The 22,576-nt window shown below is 47.7% G+C and carries 10 protein-coding genes; 5 read left to right on the top strand and 5 right to left on the bottom strand.

All coding sequences use genetic code 11. From position 1 onward, the window contains the following. Window position 1 precedes the first annotated feature (1 nt). Entirely contained in the window at window positions 2–8,749 is an 8,748-nt protein-coding gene (locus QUB51_RS19330) for a PAS domain S-box protein (RefSeq protein ID WP_333260312.1), read from the bottom strand. Between the two features lie 1,267 nt (window positions 8,750–10,016). Here QUB51_RS19330 and QUB51_RS19335 point away from each other — a divergent pair. Next, a complete protein-coding gene (locus QUB51_RS19335) occupies window positions 10,017–10,547 on the top strand; it encodes a hypothetical protein (RefSeq protein ID WP_333056636.1) in 531 nt (176 codons plus the stop codon). Between the two features lie 117 nt (window positions 10,548–10,664). Here the strand turns inward: QUB51_RS19335 and ilvD are convergent, their stop codons facing one another. After that, a complete protein-coding gene (gene ilvD, locus QUB51_RS19340) occupies window positions 10,665–12,350 on the bottom strand; it encodes a dihydroxy-acid dehydratase (protein WP_333056635.1) in 1,686 nt (561 codons plus the stop codon). 291 nt (window positions 12,351–12,641) lie between these two features. Between ilvD and QUB51_RS19345 the strand changes: the two genes are divergently transcribed. Both QUB51_RS19345 and QUB51_RS19350 read left to right on the top strand, forming a co-directional pair. Next, window positions 12,642–13,484: a pentapeptide repeat-containing protein gene (locus QUB51_RS19345; protein WP_333056685.1), complete on the top strand. Its 843-nt coding sequence runs from the start codon at window positions 12,642–12,644 to the stop codon at window positions 13,482–13,484. A gap of 157 nt (window positions 13,485–13,641) precedes the next feature. Further along, entirely contained in the window at window positions 13,642–14,505 is an 864-nt protein-coding gene (locus QUB51_RS19350; protein WP_333056634.1) for a sulfite exporter TauE/SafE family protein, read from the top strand. Window positions 14,506–14,598: 93 nt separating this feature from the next. Here the strand turns inward: QUB51_RS19350 and QUB51_RS19355 are convergent, their stop codons facing one another. Next, window positions 14,599–15,399, bottom strand: coding sequence for a hypothetical protein (locus QUB51_RS19355; protein WP_333260309.1), 801 nt, complete (start codon window positions 15,397–15,399; stop codon window positions 14,599–14,601). Between the two features lie 325 nt (window positions 15,400–15,724). Between QUB51_RS19355 and QUB51_RS19360 the strand changes: the two genes are divergently transcribed. Both QUB51_RS19360 and QUB51_RS19365 read left to right on the top strand, forming a co-directional pair. Continuing rightward, a complete protein-coding gene (locus QUB51_RS19360; protein WP_333056631.1) occupies window positions 15,725–16,051 on the top strand; it encodes a hypothetical protein in 327 nt (108 codons plus the stop codon). Between the two features lie 59 nt (window positions 16,052–16,110). Beyond that, the gene (locus QUB51_RS19365) at window positions 16,111–16,650 is read left to right on the top strand and encodes a GIY-YIG nuclease family protein (protein WP_333056630.1); all 540 of its coding nucleotides are present in this window, start codon (window positions 16,111–16,113) and stop codon (window positions 16,648–16,650) included. 341 nt (window positions 16,651–16,991) lie between these two features. Here the strand turns inward: QUB51_RS19365 and QUB51_RS19370 are convergent, their stop codons facing one another. Together QUB51_RS19370 and QUB51_RS19375 are read right to left on the bottom strand one after the other, a co-directional pair. Continuing rightward, entirely contained in the window at window positions 16,992–18,314 is a 1,323-nt protein-coding gene (locus QUB51_RS19370) for a response regulator (protein ID WP_333208195.1), read from the bottom strand. A gap of 100 nt (window positions 18,315–18,414) precedes the next feature. After that, window positions 18,415–22,554, bottom strand: coding sequence for an ATP-binding protein (locus QUB51_RS19375; RefSeq protein WP_333260306.1), 4,140 nt, complete (start codon window positions 22,552–22,554; stop codon window positions 18,415–18,417). Between the last annotated feature and the right edge of the window lie 22 nt (window positions 22,555–22,576).

Here is a 22,576-nt window from a genome sequence, read left to right on the forward strand (position 1 = left end):
ATTATCTTACCAGGGAATTTAAAAGGTGTTGAATAGTGCTTGCCAATTGCTTCAGCTTAACGGGTTTGGTGAGGTAATCATTGGCTCCGGCAGCAAGACAACGATCGCGATCGGCAGTCATGGCTAAGGCAGTTAAGGCAAGGATCGGCACATCGACTAACCTAGGATCGAGGCGAATCTGCTGCATAGCTTCTAGGCCATCCATACCAGGCATTTGAATGTCCATCAAAATTAGATTGGGGTTTTGTGACTTGGCCAGGGCGATCGCCTCCTCTCCATTCTTCGCCAAGAGAATGCGATAGCCTTTAGCTCTCAAGTAGCTCGACACCGTACTGATATTGGCTTCATTGTCTTCCGCCACCAAGATTAAGGGAGAGCCTCCCTGTTCGGGCCCGCTGGGTTCGATGGGGGGTTCTGTCTGGGATTCCAGGGCAACAGAAGAGGGCGCACCAGTAGGGGCAGTGCCCCCGTGCCTGCCCTCGAATTCAGTGCCCCCGTGCCTGCCCTCGAATTCGATGCCCCCGTGCCTGCCCTCGAATTCAGTGCCCCCGTGCCTGCCCTCGAATTCAGTGCCCCCGTGCCTGCCCTCGAATTCGATCGTGAAGCAACTTCCTACACCCACAGTGCTGGTGAGCAACACCTGCCCGCCGTGGAGTTCGACAATACGTTTCACCAGGGCAAGCCCCAAGCCAGTGCCTGCATATTGACGATTCAGCGCGCCATCGATTTGGATAAAGGGCTGAAACAGTTTGTTGATATGTTCTGGGGCAATACCAATACCTGTATCGATGACGGAAATTTGCAGAGTTTCTTTGACCAAAAAATGGGGTGAGGAATCGGCAGAATCTGGGTCGGCCCGGGGCTGTTGACGGCTGACTTCTAGGGTGATGCGTCCTCCGTTAGGAGTGAATTTTACCGCGTTGTTGAGCAGGTTGATCAAGACTTGGCGCATCCGCCGTTCATCAATCAATAAGTCGGGCAGATTGAGTGGCACTTTAATCTCTAGCTGGATGCGTTTTTGCAGGGCTTGTTGTTTGATAAATGCCAGACTGGATTGACACAGATGATTGATTGAAACTGGGGTGCAATCGAGTTCCATTTGACCCGATTCAATTTTGGCGACATCCAAAATGTCGTTAATTAACTCTAGTAAGTGAGAGCTACTGCGATCGATGGTTTGTAAAGCTTTGATTTGTTGTTCATTGACGATACCAAAGACTTGCTCTTGTAGCCCCTCGCTCATGCCCAAAATGGCGTTGAGGGGGGTGCGGAGTTCGTGGCTCATGTTGGCGAGGAATTCGTCTTTGAGGCGGGTAGCACGGGCCAGTTCTTGGTTAGAGACTGCCAGTTGTTCGTTGCGCTCGGTGAGTTGCTGCTGGGCTTGTTGCCGTTCGGTGAGTTCTTGCTGCAACTGCTCAAATAGGCTAGCTTGTTGAACCGCGATCGCCAACTGGTTAGCAATTTGTTGCAGGAGTTGCGCTTCAGACTCTTGCCATACTCGCTTTTCTCGGCAAGCATGGACGACTAAAACCCCCCAGAGCTTGTTGGTTGGGCCAGGGGCAACCCCTCTATGGCTTTGGCTGCTTCGGACTTCTTGCAGGATAGGTGCAACCATTTTGGACTTGACTTCACCAACGCTTGCGTATTCCACCAAGCAATTAGTCCCCATATCCGTCATTATATCCGGGACGATACGGGGCTTGCCCTGGGAATAGTGGTTGAGGATTTCTTGAGACCACAGTTGGTCGTCCCAGTGATGGTTTTTGAGCGCGGGAAACTCGGTCAACACAGATTCTTCAACTATTTGACTTCTGCCATTGCCAAATAGCCGGATGACGATGATTCGATCGCCTTGCAAGATTTCTTTGACTTGCTGTGTCACAGTCGCCAAAATTTCCTTAATATCCAACGATTCGCGAATTTGCTGGGCGATTTCTCCCAAAGTTCGCTGCCGTTGCAGTTGTAAAGCGATCGCCTTTTGTGTTTCCTTGCGGATAGCCAGCTCTGATTGCACCTGTTCGTAGAGGTAAGATTGCTGAATTGCGATCGCTAATTGGTTAGCAATTTGTTTAAGTAAATTGATTTCCCAGTCTTGCCATTGGCGCGGAATATCGCATTGATGAACAATCAGCAACCCCCAGAGGGTTTGATTCAGAATAATTGGAACTACGAGTTTAGCTCTGACCTGGATTTCTGCGAGGAATTCAACCAAGCAGGGTAAGATTGACTCATTTTCATCTTCCCTATCGTTGAGGGCATAAACTTTTCCTTGGATATAGCGATCGTAGTTCTCTTCGGGGAAAACCTCTTCTGGGAAGAGGATATCCAGAAGCTTAAGCCTATTTGGCGAAACTGATTCAGCAATGGCAGCCCCCGTCCCTTCAGGAAAAACCCGATAAACCAGCGTTCTGTCTGATTGCAAGAGCTGATGGATTTCCTCAACAGTGCTATTGAGAATCTCGTCCAGATTCAGAGACGATCGCATCCGTTTAGTAATCGCTCCCAGCAAACGTTCCTGTTTTGCTTGTTGTTGCAATCTCGCTTCGGCTTCTTTGCGATGGGTGATATCCTGAAACGTGCCTACCAGACCAATAATATTACCTGAGCAGTCTCGCAGGGGAGCCTTGTGGGTTTCGAGAAATATTGGTTTACCATTGGGTAGGGTTAGCGTTTCTTCGATCCCTAATATAGCTTCACCCGTTTCGATTAACCGCCGATCCATCGCACAATACTCGTTCGCCTCGACTTCTTTCTGGCAAATATCTAAATCTCTTTTACCTATACTTTCGGTCGTAGATGGCAAGCCTAGAGTTTTGGCAAACTGCTGATTGCATCCTAAAAAAACCGACTCTCGATTCTTCCAAAACACCGAAAGCGGGATGGTATCGAGTACCGTTTGCAGAAACTGCTGAGATTCCTGCAAAGCCTTCTGGGCCTGTTTGCGATCGCTGATATCTACTAATACACAAATAGTTTGATCCTCTGAGCCTGGAAGAAGTGCGGCTCCGATCAGCACAGAAATCCGGCTGCCATCCTTACGGTAGTATTCCTTTTCCAAGGAATCGATCGCGCCCTCCTGCATCAGGCGCTCCATCGCTACAACATCAGCGTGGGCATATTCGGGCGGCGTCATGGCATCCCAATGAATCATCCCAGCATTTAGTTCCTCCCTAGTGTAGCCAATCATCTGTAAGAAGCGATCGTTGGCATCGATTATGTTCCCCTGAAAATCGGCAAACATCATGCCGCTCACACTGGACTCAAACACACGGCGGAAGCGGATTTCACTGCTTTCCCTGGCGAGTTCAGCTTGTTTGCGATCGCGGATATCCGATATAATTCCCTGGATACTAATCAATTCCCCTTCAGCATTGATAACAGGTCGGGCGCTGCTTCTCACCCAGACATAATTGCCATCTCGGTGGCGATGTCGGAACTCATAATCACTTGACTTTTTACCAAGTTTGACATTCTCCCGATAATCAGTAACCACCAAAGGACGATCGTCTAGATGCACCAGATATATAAACGGCTTACCAATCCATTCACTCTCGTCCCAGCCAAACATGGTCTTGAATTGCGGTGACAAATAAGTGAGCATCCCATCGGGTTCACATGACCAGATCAAATCATTAGCCCCTTCTACCAGCCGCCGGAATTTAGCTTCACTCTCTGCTAATTGGGCTTCGATTTGTTTGCGATCGCTGATATCGCGGCATACACAAATCAATAATCCATCCTCTGTGAGGGTGAGGGATAGCCCTTCGGCAAAGGTAGAGCCATCTTTGCGGGTGGCGATCGCCTCTCCCTCCCAAGCGCGATCGCGCCCCAGCACCGGCAAGACTTCCCGCTCAAACCGTTCTAACTCGTGTTGGGAATACAAAAGTTTCCAAGATTTGCCCACCAGTTCTTGGGGATGTTCGTAGCCAAACAATTCTAGATGGGCTTGATTCAAATAGAGGTAGGTATCTCCTTGCATAATCGCAATGCCGTCGATCGCCGCCTCAATTGCTGCCAGTTGTCGTTTTAGGGTTTCTTCGGTTTGTTTGACATCGCTAATATCTGCAAAATAGCCAACAATCTCGATTGGCGTGCCTTCTTCATCTCGCAGCAGACGCAGCTCATCCCGTAGCCAAACGTAGTGACCATCGCGATGCAAAAATCGATATTCATGCTGATGAGTGTTGTGTTCAAATAGAGCCGATAAATGTGTAAAAACTCTAGGGGCATCTTCTGGGTGAATATGGTTAGCCCAGAAGCCACATTCCGATAAAAATTCTTCTGGTTTGTAGCCCAAAATGGCTTCGATATTTTTGCTCATGAAGGTTGCTCCATAGTCGCCATAGGGCTTACAGCTATAGATCATGGCGGGGCTCGATGCCAGAAGAAATTCGAGGCGTTCTTTCAAAAGGCGATTTTCTAGCTCTGTCTGTTGGCGATCGGTAATGTCTTGGATCAGGCCAAGCACATAGAGATGTTCATCATCCATCAATAGGATAGAAGTGGAAAAGGAGATAGTGCGGCACTGTCCATCTGGGCGCCGGATTTCCCTTTCCACGGCGATTAAGTTGCCCCCTTGTCGTATCTTTTTCAGGTCGGCAATCGTCTGTTTTTGAGATTCTTGATTATTCAGGTACAAGCTGTGATACCACCCCAGACGGTTAATTTCTTCTAAGGTGTAACCCGTAATTGTTTGCATTTGCTGATTCCAGACTGTGAAGCGGACAAATGGAAACTCCTCAACTTCATAGAAAACGCACAGCCCTTCAGTCATGTTTTCTACAATTTGTTGACGGAAAGTATTTTCCTGCCGAAGCGTTGCTTCGGCAAACTTGCGATCGGTAATGTCGAAGCGAATGGCTAGATACTGAAAAGGTCGCCCGCCTTCGTCCAAAAAGGGGACAATGGTGCTAGCAACCCAGTACAGGCTACCGTTTTTTGCCTGGTTGCAAATTTCACCGCGCCAAACATGACCGCTAGTAATGGTCTGCCACAGGTCTTGGAAAAATGCAGGGGGATGATAGCCAGAGTTGACTAGGCGATGGGTTTTGCCCATGAGTTCATCGCGGGAGTAGCCAGAGATCGCACAGAAGGGATCGTTGACGTAGGAGATCACCCCTTGGCGATCGGTGATGACCACAATTGCAGACTGATCCAAGGCCTGTTTAAAGGCTGATAATTCTTGAATTAACTGCTGTCGTTGGAGTTCAGCCTGCTTGCCTCTGCTAATATCAAAGTTGACCCCAATCATGCTCTGGGGATTGCCTTGGGCGTCTGGCACGACGACACCATAGGCTTTAATAAAGTGGAGGCTACCATCGGGATGCAACACTCGAAACTCGGTATCAAATTCTGCTTGTCCTAAGAGGGCTTGTTGGAGCAATGTTTCGGTGGCGGTGCGGTCTTCGGGATGTAGTCGGTTTGCCCAAATGTCGTAAGGCAGAGGGGAATGAGATTGTTTTGTGACACCGTACAGTTCGTACATCCGCTCATCCCAAAAGACGGTGTTTTGTACAAGATCGAAGTCCCAACAACCGATCGCCCCTGATTTGAGCGCCAAAGCGAGGCGATCCGATACTGTCTGTAGTTCTGCTTCTGCACGTTTGCGATCGCTAATATCTTTGGCGATGCCTAAAAAGCCGATAATTTGTTGATTGACATCCTTGAGGGTGCTGATGGATAGCGACACAGGAAATCGAGAACCATCTTTACGGATATAGCTCCACTCTTCTTCGCTGACAATACCTTGGCGTACTTTGGCAACAAAAAGCTCAAAGCCGGGAGGAATATTTTGCCCTAGTTCAGCAGAGAGTGATGATGCCCGGTCAATTACCTCATTTGCATCGTGGATGAGTGCGGGCGTAGCTTTGCCGACCACTTCTGCTGCACTGTAACCCAGCATCCTTTCGGCTGCGGCATTAAAGGTCTGGATGATGCCAGTTGGGTCTACGGAGATGATGGAGTAATCAGCACAATCGAGGATGGCGCGTTGCAGGCTGTTGACTTGCCAAAGCTCTTGGGTGCGTTCTTCAACTTTTGCTTCTAGCTGTTGGTTTAGTTGGTAGAGTTGTCGCTCAGCCTGTTTGCGAGCCGTAACGTCTCGAATCATAAACAAGGCTTCATCTTCGCCACTCTTGACAACTCTGACCTCTTCATATTTCAGGCGTGGGCCAATGTGCACCTGCTGTTCATAAACTTGCAGTTCTCCTGTCCGTAAGGCTTGTTCTAGGTGGTGTAGATGTCGCGTCGCAATTTCTCCTGAGATCATATCCACCATCGCCACACCTGGGGTATCGAAATCTGTACCGCCGAGAAAGTCGAGCTGACGATTGGCTGTCACGCTCCCCCGATAAATACCATCGGCACCGATGCGAAACATGAAGTCGGGAACTGCTGCTAATATGGCTCGGCTGTGGGCTTCGCTCTGGATCAGGGCGGTTTCGGCAAGTTTGCGATCGCTAATGTCTGTAGTAGTTCCTACATAGCCGACTACTTGCCCGTCTGCATCCAGTTCGGGAACGGACTGCCCATATACCCAAGCCACAGCACCGTCGGGACGTTGAAAGCGGTATTCGAGTTGGAAAGAGCGATTTCCTTGAATGAATTGCTCCCATTCGGCGATGACCTGATCGCGATCGTCGGGGTGTAGCCCTTGTTGCCATCCTTCCCCGAAAGCGGTTTTTGGGGTGAGTCCGCTGATCTGAAACCAGCGATCGTTAACATAGATGCACTTACCCCTAGCATCGGCGCGGAAAATCCCCACTGGTACGGCTTCCACTAGGCTGGCGTAGCGTTCTTCGCTTTCTTGCAGGCGGACTTCAGTTCGTTTGCGATCGCTAATGTCGGTAATGGTGCCTATATAGCCGATCCGATGTCCATTGGCATCGAGTTCGGCGACGCACTGCCCATAAACCCACGTTACTTCACCGTCGGGACGTTGAAAGCGATATTCGAGTTCAAAAGAGTCGTTACCTTGAATGAATTGTTCCCATTGGGCAATTACCCAATCGCGATCGTCGGGGTGCACTCCTTGTTGCCATCCCTGTCCGATAGTGGCTCCTGTTGTGAGTCCGCTGATCTGAAAGTAGCGATCGTTGACATAGGTACATAGCCCCTCGGCATCGGTGCGAAAAATCCCCACCGGAGCGGCGGCGGCAAGGGAGGCGTAGCGTTGTTCGCTCTCGATCAGGGTGGCTTCGATCCGCTCTCGCTTTACCAGTTCATTCTGCAATTTTTGGTGGATCGTGGCTTGCCCAATGGCGATCGCCAGATGCGCTGATAAGGCTTGTATCAGTTCAACTTCTTCCGGTTGCCAGTCGCGGGGGTGCTGGCTTTCGCTGGCATTGAGCAAGCCCCATAACTCATCGCCACACAGTAGCGGCACCAAAATTTTGGCTTTTGTCTGGAGGCGGATCAGCATCTGCCGATGACAGTCTGATATGTTGGCTGTGGAGATATCTGGTACGACGCGAACATATCCCTGACGATAAATCTCAGGATTGTCTTGCTTATAGCAGGTCTCATTGACCCGTTGGCCCAACAGAGACAGGGACGAGTCGGTGGATTCCGCCACGACAATGATTTCCCGATCGGCTTCAAACCGCCAAATATTGACGCGATCGCAGCCGAGCACTTGCCGCACCTGCTGCACAGTCGTATCCAAAATCGTTTGCAGGCTTAGGGACGAGCGAATTTGGGTAGCCAAGTCTGCGACTAATTTCTCTCGTTGTACCTTGGTGTTGAGAGCGGCTGTCCGAGCTTCCACCTGTTGCTGGAGCTCAAGGTTGCGATTTGCCAGCAGCGCTACCTTTTGGGCCTCTAGCCGCACCACCTTCTCTTCCCACTTCTGGACCAGCTTGTATAGCTCCAGCGGGTTGAGGGCTTGCAGCAAACTGGTCTGGGTGACAATACCCAGTAACTCCCCTTGTTCCCCTGTCACCGCCAACCGACGGATCGATCGCTGCTCCACGATCTGCTGCACAGTCCAGAGCGACTCCTCTGGCTTGACCTTAAAAATCGGTGTACTCATCACCGCCTCAGCCCGACAGGTTTCCAGCTTCAACCCCAATGTCTGAAATTGCACAATATCCCGCTCGGTGATAATCCCCACTGGAATTTGTAGCGGTTCAGTAGAGATTCTGCCTGGGTGCACAATCATCACGGAACTGACGCGATGCTCTGCCATAAGTTGGACGATCGCCAGTAGGGAACAATCTGGCGTAGCACAAATCACTTCGTGGGTCATCACTTCTGCTACCATACGCAACCGCAACAAGTCGATCGGTCGAGATATTTGGCGCAGACTTTCGTGAGTGACTAGGCCCACTAGGCGATCGAGTTCGTCCACGATGGGCAAATGGCGAATGTGGTGCTGTTGGAGCAGATTAATCGCCAAAAATAAATCGGTGAAGGCGGACTCGCGGAGGGTGACGACGGGGTGTGCCATCACCTCCCGGAGCGCCAAATTCTCCAAGGAACGCTGCTGGGCACTCAGCCGCACCACGTCTCGCTCGGTCAGTACGCCGACCAATTGCTCGTTTTCCACTACCAACACGCAACTCGATCGCGCCTCCTTGTGGAGGTCGTCGAGTTGACCCTCGGCCGTTCTAGGGGTGTTGCAGAGCGATCGCACGCCACTCATTTGGGCGATCGCATCCATCACCGTCGTATCCGGCGAAACCACCAAGGGCTCTCGCACGATCGCAGTCCTGAGTTCTATGGGAGTGAGAGCAGTAGTACGAATGAACATGAGTTTATAGGGTTTTTTTGCTGATTATTTTTTTAACCATTTCGCCTTAAACACATGAGCTGATAGCGTAGCCCGGGGTCAGCCATAGTAACGAGAAGAGTTACGTAGCTGCACGACATTCTCTAAATATTATATTTACTTACAGTTCGCTTTTGCCGGAAATGACTTAGGGAATTTCTGCCACGCTAAGCTAACGCTTTTGCATCCTTTTCATGAGATGATAAAAACAGGAATTGCCCTCAACCCTTTACTGGATTAAGTGAAATCTCGGAGAAGGCGCTGTAACGATCAAATTTGTTGACTCTTGACGATTACTGGGAATTCTACAGTATACAGATCGCTATTCCCCCAAGTGAGAAGTTGTGATGCGTTTAATTACTTTCATCTGGGGCTTTTCTGATATTAAGCGTAAAACACTACCAGCCATATCTCGTGGAGTGGGATTAAGCCATGAACAAACACTCTTATTTCCTAAGCGAATTACTTGAAAATTAGAACGCTGGAGAGAGGCTAGGTTAAACCTTTTGGACGCTCAGCATAATCCTACAAAACAATGGCTTAATACACCGATTAAGGCAAGTCCAACAGTTAGGGTCAAAGTGGGAGAAGCAGGGGTCATATATCTTCTTGTTGCCAGAAGATTGTTCCCAAATGAACCCAATTAAATGGAATTGGCAACATCTTAAAAAAGATGAATTAGCGACACAAATGTTTGAAGCGGAGTTATATAGCAATCCTAAATGATTCATGTAAATTTGTAGGTAGTGCCTTTCTTTGCCTACCCCCTATCTATCGGGGCAACCGGGCGTGGGATTGCCCCTACAATAATTACCCGAATGATTTAGGGTTGCTATATCTCGCCTACGCCGTAATTCATGGAGTAGAAGTTAGAGGAGAAACGAGTTTCAAAAAAGAAGGCAAGTGCAGGCCCGGGATCCCAACTCTGAGGCCATAATTCATTCCAAATCTAAAATCTAAAATCTAAAATCTAAAATGGTATGAGATTGCTTCTTGAAGGGCTGTCGCTACGCCAATAGATGAGTTATATTGCAATCCTCGCATCAGTTGTAAAAATATGTAGGGGTAGTGCCTTTCTTTGCCTACCCCAGCCTGCATCGGGGCAACCGGGCGTGGGGAGAACCCTACAAGAATTACACAAATCATTTATGATTGCTATAAGACCCAAATCCCAACTATTTTCGGTAATCTTGAAAAACAGGAGTTGCTATAATTTAAAGTTGAGAAACAACTGTACGGAGCGAAAATTATGGGACTATTTGACCAAATTTTGAGCGCGATCGACAATCCCAACCAACAAGCAAGTCCCAATCAGTTGGGCAACATTCTCGGTGCGGTAGAGCAGTTGAGCGGCAACCAGGGCATCGATGCGGGTACGACTCAGTTGGCGATGTCGGTTTTGGGCGGATACGTGCGATCGGCATTGCAAAACGTGCGATCGCAGTCAGGAGACGCACAAGCTCAACAAGTTGTCAACCAATTTAGCGGTACAAATCCCAATCCCCAAGCAGTACAGAGTTTGTTCGGAGCCGGCCAACTCACGCAGATAGTGACGGATATAGCCCAAAGAACTGGTTTGAATAACACCACAGTGCAGGCGATGATACCTGTTTTGGTGCCGCTCATACTGAATTTGCTACAAACCGGCGGCAACGCCCAAAATCCAGCCCAGGGCGGAAATCCCGTTTTGAATACGTTTTTAGATACAGATGGAGATGGCGACGTAGATATTACTGACGCAATGTCGATGGCTAGCCGCTTTTTGAATCAACGCCGTTAATTTGGGATTTTGTAACCGCAGATATCAGCGGATGGACACAGAGGAACGCAGATAGGATTTTATCTGCGTTCCTCTGCGTTTATCTGGCTTCATCTGCGGTTAAAAAAAATTCCTAGTTTAACCCAAACCCAAATCAGTCACAGCACCGACACTGCTAGAAGAAACCAACTTAGCATATTTAGCCAAAACGCCCCTAGTATAGCGAGGTTTAGGAGGCTGCCAAAGAGCGCGCCGCTGCTCCAATTCTGCATCAGAAACATTGAGCTGCAACAAGCGATTGTTAGCATCAATCGTAATCGAATCGCCCTCTTTTACCAGAGCAATTGTGCCTCCTACTTGTGCTTCTGGTGCAACGTGACCGACCACCATGCCGTAAGTTCCGCCCGAGAAGCGACCGTCAGTAATTAACCCGACAGAATCGCCTAAACCTGCGCCAATAATTGCCGAAGTTGGTGCTAACATTTCGCGCATTCCCGGCCCGCCTTTGGGCCCTTCGTAGCGGATGATAATCACATCTCCGGCTTGAATTTTGCCTGCTAAAATTGCATCCAAACAATTTTCTTCAGATTCAAATACCCGCGCCGGGCCGGTAATTTGCGGTTTTTTAACGCCAGTAATTTTAGCAACGGCTCCTTCTGTTGCCAGATTTCCCCTGAGAATTGCTAAATGTCCTTGGGCGTAAAGCGGGTTGTTCCAAGGGCGGATGACATCTTGGTCGGCGCGGGGTTCGGCTGGAATATCTGCTAACACTTCGGCAACAGTTTGACCGGTAATTGTCAGGGCGTCGCCGTGCAGCAAACCCTGTTCTAGCAGCATTTTCATTACTTGAGGAATGCCGCCGGCTGTGTGCAAATCGGTTGCTACGTATTTGCCGCTGGGTTTGAGGTCGCACAGCACTGGTACTTTTGCTCGAATAGTTTCAAAATCGTCGAGGGACAGTTCAACGCCGATCGCATTGGAAATGGCTAATAAATGCAGCACAGCGTTGGTTGAACCGCCGACTGCCATGATGACGGCGATCGCATTTTCAAAGGCCTTGCGTGTCAAAATTTGGCTCGGTAACAACTGTTTGCGGACAGCTTCCACCAGCACTTTTGCAGATTCGGCAGCGCTGTCAGCTTTTTCGGCATCCTCAGCAGCCATTGTCGAAGAATAAGGCAAACTCATGCCCATCACTTCAAAAGCGCTCGACATGGTATTTGCTGTGAACATTCCGCCACAGGAACCCGCACCCGGACAAGCTTTTTGTTCGACTGCATTGAGTTCTGTTTCGTCAATTTTGCCCGCGCTGAATTGGCCGACTGCTTCAAAAGCGCTGACAACGGTTAAATCGCGTCCGTTGTGGTGTCCTGGTTTGATCGTGCCGCCGTAAACAAAAATAGCAGGAATGTTCATGCGGGCGATCGCAATCATCGCCCCCGGCATATTTTTATCGCAACCGCCGACAGCCAGCACCCCGTCCATACTTTGGCCGTTGCAAACTGTTTCGATGGAATCCGCAATCACATCTCTCGACACCAGAGAATATTTCATCCCTTCTGTTCCCATCGAGATTCCGTCGCTGATAGTAATCGTACCGAACATCTGCGGCATCGCCCCAGCTTCCTTTGCACCCGCAATAGCCCGCAAAGCGAGGTCGTTTAATCCCATGTTGCAGGGCGTAATCGTGCTGTACCCGTTGGCAATCCCCACAATCGGCTTGGTGAAATCGCCGTCACCAAAACCGACTGCCCGCAGCATTGCTCGGTTGGGCGCGCGCTGCACGCCTCCAGTCACAGCTTGGCTTCTCAAATTTTCAGGCATTTTAAAATTTCCTTTGTCAGTTAGTTGTCGGTTGTTCTGTTGTCTGTTGTCTGTTTTTCTTTGCCGCTGGCTGTTGACTGCCCAGTGCCGAGAGTTTTACGCTATTTTTAATTTTCTCAGAAGCGTTCATATTTGTCAGGCCTTTTAAGAGGCAGTGGCACCGCAGTGCCCGGAAAGCAATGCAAAGATTCTACAGATACTACAGCGTGCAGAGTGAATACCGTGGTTATCTGGGATGATGTGGTAACACCCATCACTCTAACGTTTAAAAAAAATTGCGAGGCGAATGACATGGAGGCCGATCGAATTCTGAGGCAATATGCGGCCGGAGAAAGAAATTTTCGAGAGATTAACCTCGTCGGGGCAGACTTAAAAGGGGTAAACCTCAGCGAGGCTAACTTTACCCGATCGAATTTCCAAGACGCAAACCTCAAAGGCGCTAACCTGACGGGAGCGAACTTGCGCGAGGTGAAATTGGCAGGGGTGGACTTGACGGAAGCCAACCTCAGCGAAGCAAATCTCATCGGTACCGATTTGAGCCGTGCCAATCTCAGCGGGGCTAACCTGATGGGAGCCAACCTGCGCGGCTCAATGGCCAGAGAAGTCAACATGACTAAGGCTAATTTGACGGAAGCTAATTTGACCGAAGCCAACTTTACCGAAGCGAATTTGTTTGCGGCAAACTTAACCGAGGCTAGCATGATTCGCATTAATTTGATGAAGGCAAATTTGAGTTGGTCAACTCTCAAAGCGGTAAACCTGACAAATGCCATCCTCAGCGAGTCGCTTTTAGAAAGAGCTAACCTAAATCAGGCAATTCTCAGCGGGGCGATGGTGAGCGGGGCAAACTTGGCTGGTGCAGACTTGCGCCAAGTAACGATGGTTGGAGCTAATCTCACCGACGCTAATCTGAGCAATGCTAATTTGAGAGTTGCTAATGTGAGTTGGTCAACGTTGGCAAGAGCTAATTTGAGCGGTGCTAATTTGTACCGTGCCAAGCTGTGCTGGTCTAATTTTAGCGGGGCTGTTTTGGTGGAAGCGGTTTTGATTGATGCTAATCTCAATCGAACTAACTTCCGCGATGCAGATTTGAGGCGGGCAATTATGCCCGATGGCACGACTAATGATTCTTAAAATTTGATTGTTGACTGTTGACTGTTGATTGTTGATTGTTGATTGTTGACTAATGACTAATGACTAATGACTACTGACTACTGACTACTGACTAATGACTAATGACTAATGACTACTGACTACTGACTACTGACTAATGACTACTGACTAATGACTAATGACTATCACTGAATTATTGATGTTGGGTGCGGCGGGAATTTTTGCCGGAATTCTAGCTGGATTTTTGGGTATCGGCGGCGGTACGGTGCTCGTGCCTTTGCTGGTGGCTCTCAATTACGCTCCGGTGCAAGCGGTTGCTACTAGCGGTTTGTCGATCGTGATTACAGCTATTTCTGGCAGCATCCAGAATTGGCGCATGGGCTACCTCAACTTGAGTCAAGTCGCAGGCATCGGATTTCCCGCCGTCATCACCGCACAAATCGGTGCTTATTTGGCGGGGATATTTCCGCCTTACTTGCTGTTACTTACTTTTGGGTTGTTGCTGTGGTTGAATATTTATTTGATTGAAGTTCGCAAGCACCTGACAGCTAAGAAGAAAGCGGAACTAGAACAAGGGGAACTGGGAGGACAAGCGGGACAAGGAGAAAATGCTCAATTACCAATTACTAATCACGAATTACCCAATAATTCCAATATTTTATTCCATCCAACTTTTGCTAAAATTGCTACCGGCAGTGCGGCGGGTTTATTAGCGGGTTTGTTCGGCGTAGGCGGCGGCGTAATTATGGTTCCCCTGCAAATTTTGCTGTTAGGAGAAAGCATTAAAACCGCAATTCAAACCAGCTTGGGCGTCATCGTCATCACGGCAATTTCGGCGACGGCGGGACACGCGGCGCGCGGGAATGTTTTGTGGGTTGTGGGGTTAATTCTTGGCGGCGGCGGTTTGTTGGGCGCGCAGGTGAGCACGCGGTTTTTGCCGAGATTGCCCGATCGTATTGTTAGTTTAGCTTTTCGATCGCTCTTGGCAGTGTTATCGATTTATGTTTTCTGGCAAGCTTGGCAAAAATTTAGTAACGGGTAATTTCTCATTGGTAAGGTGCGCGGCCCGGCGCACCCTACAAAAGACTGCGGGAAGATGCCCGCGCTGCACCCTACGAAAAACGAATAAGTAAGACTAATTTGCTGATAGTTTCTTCACGGCGCGAGTCAGACGCTGCAAATAAGGCTTGACAATTTCTTGATTTTGTCGCTGCAATTCGGAAACTTGCTGCTGCAAATGCTGAATCTCGGTTTGCAACATCCCTGTGTCTATTGTGGGTCGATCGAGCAAGTCCTGCAATTGCTGGAGAGAACCTTGGATTGTATCAAAGTCTACTTCGTTCGATCGCTCCTGTAACTGAGCCGTAATAGTTTTAACTTCAGTTAACTGTTCGCCCATCAATAAAAATCGGACGTTGACATTTTCCCAATCATGCTCTCTCAGGGCACTATTTTCCAAAATGCGGAGTTTTTGCTGCAAATCGGACAGGGTGGTGTAGAGTTCCTGAGAATCAGCCGGCAGCGCCTGGGCTTGGCGTTCGAGGGAGGCTACGGCAGCTTGTACCTCGGCGATGACGCCGGATTCCAAGCCCAGGAGTTTTTGCTGCAAATCGGAGACAGCGGTGTAGAGTTCCGCAGGTTCTCCAGGTAGTATCTGAACTTGTTGCGATCGACGTTCTACGGAGGCCTGTACGTCCGTAATCGCAGAATTTGCCTTTTGTTGCATTTGTTGCTCGAAACGCTGGCGATTGGCGAGATTTATCGAGAGTGCTGCGGTTAAGGGGGCGGCAGCGTAGACAATTTGGCCCGACAATCCAGCAGCAATCGTGCCAATAGCTGAACCAGCAACAGAGGCGTATTCTACCAATTCTAGCCAGTCCGGCTGGTTCGGGCCACTTCTGGAAGCTGGGAATGATGCTTTTTCAATCTTCTGCATAGCCTTTTAGTCGTAGTCGGATAGATGGCGATACCGACATGATAAAAGCGATCGGCAAATAAATCAGGCCTATTTGTCAAAATTTCCTGATTGTGGTATTTTATTTCACCGAAAGCATCCAGGATACCCGCCACGTGATTCATCTCGCGCAAGTTAATGCTTCAATTGTTTAATCTAAAATCTAAAATCTAAAATCTAAAATCTAAAATCGATTGACCTTCTGCCTTCAAAACGGTCAATCTCAGGTAAAATTCAGGATTAAGTCGATCGCTCAAAACACTTAACCGATAACCGTTAACCGCCGTCTGTCAGGAGTATACAGAAAATGGGTCTTAAGATTATTGAAAGCTACGATAGCAGTTTTGTCCTCGAACCCGATGCTAAAACAGCACTGTTCGGTTTATTAACCGGTGAAAGCTTTCTCCAACAAATAGCGCTACAATTGCAATGCTCGCGCATTGAGTTTGCCGAGTTACTGTTTCAGCCAGTCCCTTACAGCAGCGAGACGCCGAAGGGAATGCCTGCGGAATTTGAAAAGTATCATCAATCGAGCGATTTTGCGATCGTCAACGTCCCGCCTAATTTCATGTTCCAAGCCAAAATATTTAAACCCAGCCGCCTCTGTGCAATCTATCGAGTTTTTAAGAATTAGGTAAAAGCTGGTTCATCTGTGGTTTAATCTAAAATCTAAAATCTAAAATCTAAAATCGGATGACAGAAGACATTCAATCTCTCGCCAGCTTAGAATTCATTCCATACATAGACTCCGAGGGGAAATTGCCCGATTTTGTCCAGGGAAAAATCGGCGTTTACGCAATTTTTGACAGCGATAAAGTCCTGCAATTTGTCGGCTATTCTCGCGACATTTACCTCAGCCTCAAACAGCATTTGGTACGCCAAACCCAATATTGCTACTGGCTGAAAGTCCAAACTATTGACAAGCCCAGCCGCACGATTCTAGAAAGCATTAGAGAAAGTTGGATTGCCGAAAACGGTTCCCAACCCCAAGGTAACGGTGCCGATGCTGCCAAGTGGAACGAGCCCATCGACACAAAAACTGTAATGACTGCCCAAGAAACGGCAAATTATGAAGGTATCTTCGCCGATGAAATTGCCAAAGATAAATTGTTGAAAAATGTCGCGCGGCGCGTGGAAAATGAAATTTTCGCGCTGCTGAAAACTCGCGGCGTAACAGAAGAAATCCGGTTTAATCCCAAGCTGAAAACTAGCGGATTGCTGGATTTAAAGTAAATACCGCTCACCCGGCAGTCCGCCAGGGAATGAATTCCCTGTCTAATAGCGAAAGTCCTCTAAAAGAGGACTAAGCTGTTACGAATCTAGATTGTATTTTTGGGCGGGCGGGACGCCCAACACCTACTCCCCACAAGACTTGGATTTTTTTTGACAGACAATTTAAAGGCCCAACAGCTTAATAAATTATTCAGTCCTCTTTTAGAGGACTTTCACTTTGAGGCAGGGGTTTCAACCCCTGACGGACTGACGGAATATCGGTTTTACCTTAAACAGATGCTCGTGTACAATCTATCTCATATATTCTCTGGGTCGGTTAAATTTTAAAATGTTGAAATGTATTAAAATTTAACAGATATCGGAATCTGCAAAATTAACTCGGTTCCTCGGCCCGGAGCAGAAATACAACTGATTTGACCTCGATGTTTTTCCACTACAATATCGTGACTGATTGCCAACCCTAATCCAGTACCGCGGCCTACAGGCTTCGTAGTAAAAAATGGGTCAAATATCTGGTGGCGCACTTCCTCACTCATCCCACAACCGTTATCGGCAATGTGAATAATAACGGATTTATAGTTGTGAGTGGCTAATATTGAATCTTGATTGTGCAGCGCAGCTTCTGACTCAAAACCTACTGAAGTGCTGATGGTAATTTTTCGGGGAGACGATTGATTTTCCAGGGCATCAATAGCATTACTTAGCAGGTTCATGAACACCTGATTTAACTCACTGGCATAACAGGTGACTCTTGGCAGTTGGCTGTAGTTTTTAATGACCTCTATCTCCCCAGCTTTGTGTGTTCCCTTTAGTCGATGTTGCAAAATAACTAAAGTATTGTCTATGCTTTCATGAATATCCACTGGCTTGTACTTTTGTTCGCCAAGGCGGGTGAATTTCCGCAAAGACATCACAATTTCGCTAATCCGAGAAGCACCCTCTGTCATCGAATTCAGCAGTTTTGGATAATCCTCTGCGATGAATTCGGGTTGAATCTCATCCAATTCGCCGATAATTTCTGCAACGGGGTGGGGGTAGTAATGTCGGTACAATTCGACGAGGCGAAGCAAATCTCGCGCATACTCCGCCGCTAGAGAAATATTGCCGTAGATAAAGCTGACGGGATTGTTGATTTCGTGAGCAATTCCTGCCGCTAGCTGACCTAAAGAAGCCATTTTTTCCTTCTGTATTAACTGAGCTTGAGTTTTCTTTAGTTCAGTTACGGTTTGTTCGAGTTGCTGGGCGTAGGATTGTGTTTGCTGGAACAACTGGCGCTGTACGAGTTGATTGGAAACGCGGGCGAGAACTTCTTGTTCGTGAAACGGTTTTGTGATATAATCTATACCGCCAACTTCAAAGGCTTTGACTTTATCTAATACTTCATTCAAAGCACTGATAAAAATAACTGGAATGTCCTTGGTTGTGGGAGAAGCTTTCAATGCTTGGCAGACTTGGTAGCCGTCCATACCGGGCATCATGATGTCGAGCAAAATCAAGTCAGGAGGAGTTAATTCGATCGACCGCAGCGCTAGTTTGCCGTCGGGTGCGGTGCGTGTTTTGTACCCTTGCTGCGAGAGTATTTGAGCTAAAAGTTGCAAATTAGCCGGAATATCATCAACAATTAAAATATTCCCTTTTAAGACGGGAGTTGGTTCGTAATTCATATCTAGTTTGGTAAAATAACCTTTATAGGTTTGTAGTGAGTACGATCGCCCGATGGGGTTTTATAAGGACGATCGTACTCACTACGAACCGGGTATAATATCAATTCTCTTTCGTTTCGGGATGGATGAGAGCTAGTATTTGATTGAACTGAAACTCGTTAGCCAATGTGGCTAGGGCGCTAGCTAAAGCGTCATTACGATCGCGAATTTGCTCAATTTGGATCAGAATTAACTCTAAATCGCACTCAATTGTGGCTTTCTCTAAAGCTGCCAGCCAATCTGCGGGTAAAGCTGCAAGAGTCTCTGGAGTCGGAGCCTCGATTTGAGTTGAATCGGGAACACTCTCCGGTTCACCGTAAATGTAACGCACTCCCAGATGTTTGTGCAGGGTGGCAAAAATTTCTGTATCTCCGAAGGGTTTGTGGATAAAGTCATCGCAATCATCTGATACAGTAACGGTTTGCGCTTCCTCGGCGTTACCGGCACTCACGGCAATAATTGCCGTAGCTTGACCTTTAACGGTGGCTTTAATGCGTTTGGTCGCTTCATGTCCATCCATCAGGGGCATCCACATATCCATAAAAATTAAGTGTGGCTCAAAACTCGACCACATTTCAATAGCTTCCATGCCATTGCTGGCTTCTTCGAGTTCAAAGTTAAAGCCAGCGAGGAGTTTGAGCAACAGTTGGCGGTTGTCCGATCGATCGTCCACAATCAAAATACGATAGCGTGGCTGGTTGCGTTCCAGGGCTATCACCCGACGCGGTTCGTGTACGGGTTGAGTCGCAGGCGCATCAACGGCGCTGACGGGGATATCAAACGCGAAGGTGGTGCCGCGTCCAACTTCACTGCGTACAGTAATCACGCCGCCCATCAGCTTGATAAACTGTTGGCTGATAGCCAGCCCCAAGCCTGTTCCTTGCTGAGATTTGGTTCCTGTTTTGGTTTGCACAAAGGGTTGAAAGAGCTTATCTAACTCATCAGCAGCTATGCCGGCACCCGTGTCTTCTATTTCAAAATGTAATTTGTAATTACTGATGGGTAATTGCTGATTTTCACTGTCTATAAATGCACTTACTCTTAACCTAATTACTCCTTGCATGGTAAATTTAATGGCGTTAGAAAGCAGATTAATTAAAACTTGACGCAATTTCATTTGATCTGTTTGCACGTATTCGGGAATTTCGCTAGAGCAGTCAATGATTAACTGCAATTGTTGCTCCCTTGCCTGGAGTTTAAACATCTCTTCGAGATCGTTCAACAGGCTGCTTAATTGAAAGTCTGTTGGATTGATTGTAATCCGTCCCGCCTCTATTTTGGCTAAATCTAATATTTGATTGATCAGAGCTAGCAAGTGTTCTCCGCTGCGGTTGATAATGCGGATATTTTCCTGTTGTTCGCGAGTGAGGTTGGTAGAGCGCTGCATCAATTGCGAGAATCCCAGAATTGCGTTTAGCGGGGTGCGGAGTTCGTGGCTCATATTTGCCAGAAAAGTGCTTTTGGCAAGGTTGGCGGCTTCTGCGGCCCAGGCGGCTTGTTGAAGCTGTACTGCTTGCTGTTGAGTGGCTTCGAGCAATTGAGCTTGTTGTAAGGCGACGCCGAGTTGAGTGCTAATTTGCAGCGCTATATTGATTTCTGCTTCGCGCCAAGTGCGGGGTGCAGAATTTTGATAGCTGGCGAGCAAACCCCAAAGTTGACTGCCACAAAATATGGGGAAAATAACGTAGGCTCTAGCTTGAAATTGTTTTAAAAGTTCTAGGTAACAAGGACTCAACCCAGCGCTGTATATGTCTTCAATTATGCGGTAAGGAACGCCTCTAGCATACATACCACCTTGATTTCTTTGTAGATAGGTATCCAGCACTGGTTCACTGGAGGCTTGCATAGTTTTCACGGTACAGCGAGAGTGTTCGACGAGAGTGTTTGGCACATTACCATCGTCGGGTTTTTGCATCAGAGATATCCAGCCTGGAGCCATTGACTCGGCAACAAATTCGCCACTCCAATCAGGATTAAAGCGATAGATACCGACACGATCGCATTTTAGGGTTTGTCGCAGTTCAGAGGTTGTGGTTTTGAATATTGTGTCAATATCTAAGGATTGACGGATGCGATCGATGCTGCGGGCGATGGCTTGTTCTCCCTGGGCGCTTTCTCGCAAAGCTGACTCGGCTTGTTTGCGATCGCTAATATCCAAGACAGTGCCGAACAAACGGAGCAACTGCCGTTTTTCATCATAAACAGGTTTCCCTCGGACTTCAATGTAAGTGAGCGAGCCATCTCTTCGGATTAGCCGCAGATCGATTTCAAAGCTTTGTCCCTTCATCGCTTGATCGCGCACCATTGTCAGATAGCGCGATCGATCTTCTGGATGAAAACGCTCGATTAATTGTTCGTTTGGCAGCGGTTTTTGAGTAGAATCGAGCTCATAAATGCGATAGAGTTCTTCACTCCAAGTAGTTGTTGCTGTGGCAATATCGTATTCCCAACTGCCAATACGGGCAATTTTTTGGGCTTCCAGCAGTCGGGATTCGGCTAACTGGCGATCGCTAATGTCGCGCGCTACCCAAACCGCAGAGCTATCGGAAAGTGGCGAAATTTTAGCAGCAAACCAAACTTCTTGGTTATTAATCGGCAGACTGTAATCAAAACTTATAGTTTGTTGGGTTTCCAATGCCTGTCGAACTTGAGCAAAATAAATCTCCTTCCTTGCCTCATTAAAAAAATGTTCGATGATGGAGTCGATCTGATTCGTATTATAGTTGTATTGAAAAATTCCCTTAGTTGGTATAATTTGGATGGTTTCTTCTTGAATCTCAAAAATTAATACAATATCTGTAATCGACTCAAATATTTTCACAATTTGCTCAGTAGAAGTGGAAAGTTTTTGTTCGAGCAATTTGCGCTCAGCAATTTCATATTGTAATAGTTCGTTAGCACGACCTAAAGCAGCGGTACGTTCGGCAACTTCGGCGGCTAAAGTGTGATTGTAGTCAGTTAATATTTTTTCAGATTGTTTGCGCTGTGCGATGTTATAAAAAGCATTGATGGCATAAACAATATTTCCGCCTTCGTCAAAAATTGGTGTGGCGCGCACCTCAAAAGGAATAAATTGCCCATCTCGATGAAGTTCTACATCTTCAACGAATACTGTTTCACCGCGCAGTGCTCGGAATGCGGGCAGTTCTTCCGTTGGATACGGCTGGTTTTGGCGGTAGATTTGATAAACTTCTACTGCTTTTTCTAAAGTTGCATCGGGAATAGTTTCTACGCCGAGCCAATGCTTGGCAGTTTGGTTGAAGTACACGACTTTACCCGAAGCATCGTGGATAGATACTCCCGCAGGTATGGCTTCGATAAATTGCTTGAGTTGGCTCTCTCTTTGCGCTAAAGCTTCATTTAAAAAATTTTGGTCTGTAAAAGCCTGTTGCAGTTGCGCTGCCATAAAATTGAAGGAATTGGCGAGATATCCGACTTCATCCAAGCGTGTAATTTCTAAAGGTTGATCCCATTTTCCTGTGGCAACATTTTTGGCGGCGGTATTCAAACGCATAATTGGCTTTGTTACCCAACGGGAAGTCAAAAATCCGATCGCGATCGCCAGCGGCAGTGTACCGATCAATAACCACAATGTATGGCGCGTATTTGCTTGAATGCGAGCCATGAAATCAGACTCTGGCACTACTACCACAATCAACCAATCCAAACCACGGAAATCTCGATAGGGAGTAACGCGGACAAACTGCCTATCGCCCTTACTCGCCAGGGTCAATTTCTGAGTTGTTTGCAGCGTGCGGAAGTTGCCAAATCGGTTGGCGAGTTGTCGAGCAATATCTCGCGTGCGGGCATCCTTGCTGTTGGTGGCTAGCAATGGCGTCGGTTGCTTTTTTGTTGTTGGCGTCACCAAGGGTGTTTCTAGTGTGGATGTGGCAATCAGATTGCCCGATCGATCCATAATAAAAGTTTGTCCTGACGCCGAGAATTGCAGCCTAGCCAAAAAGGTATTGATTGCCGAGGGCCCATTATTATCCGTAAGGCGATCGCGGGTACGTTCTCCTACTTGTTCGATTAACTGATGTGCTACATCCTCGATTGATTCCTGACCACTTTTGAAAGAAAGAAAGCCCACTAGCCCAACTACACTTACCGTTTGCAAAACAAACGGAACAATCAGAACCGTTCGCAGCGGCAGCTTGCTAAAAAATTTGGCGGTTAGGCGGTTGAAGTGATAAATGGGCATGGGTATGAACCAATTGCGCTGA

The sequence above is a fragment of the Microcoleus sp. AT8-A3 genome (assembly GCF_036705675.1).
GTDB lineage: Bacteria > Cyanobacteriota > Cyanobacteriia > Cyanobacteriales > Microcoleaceae > Microcoleus.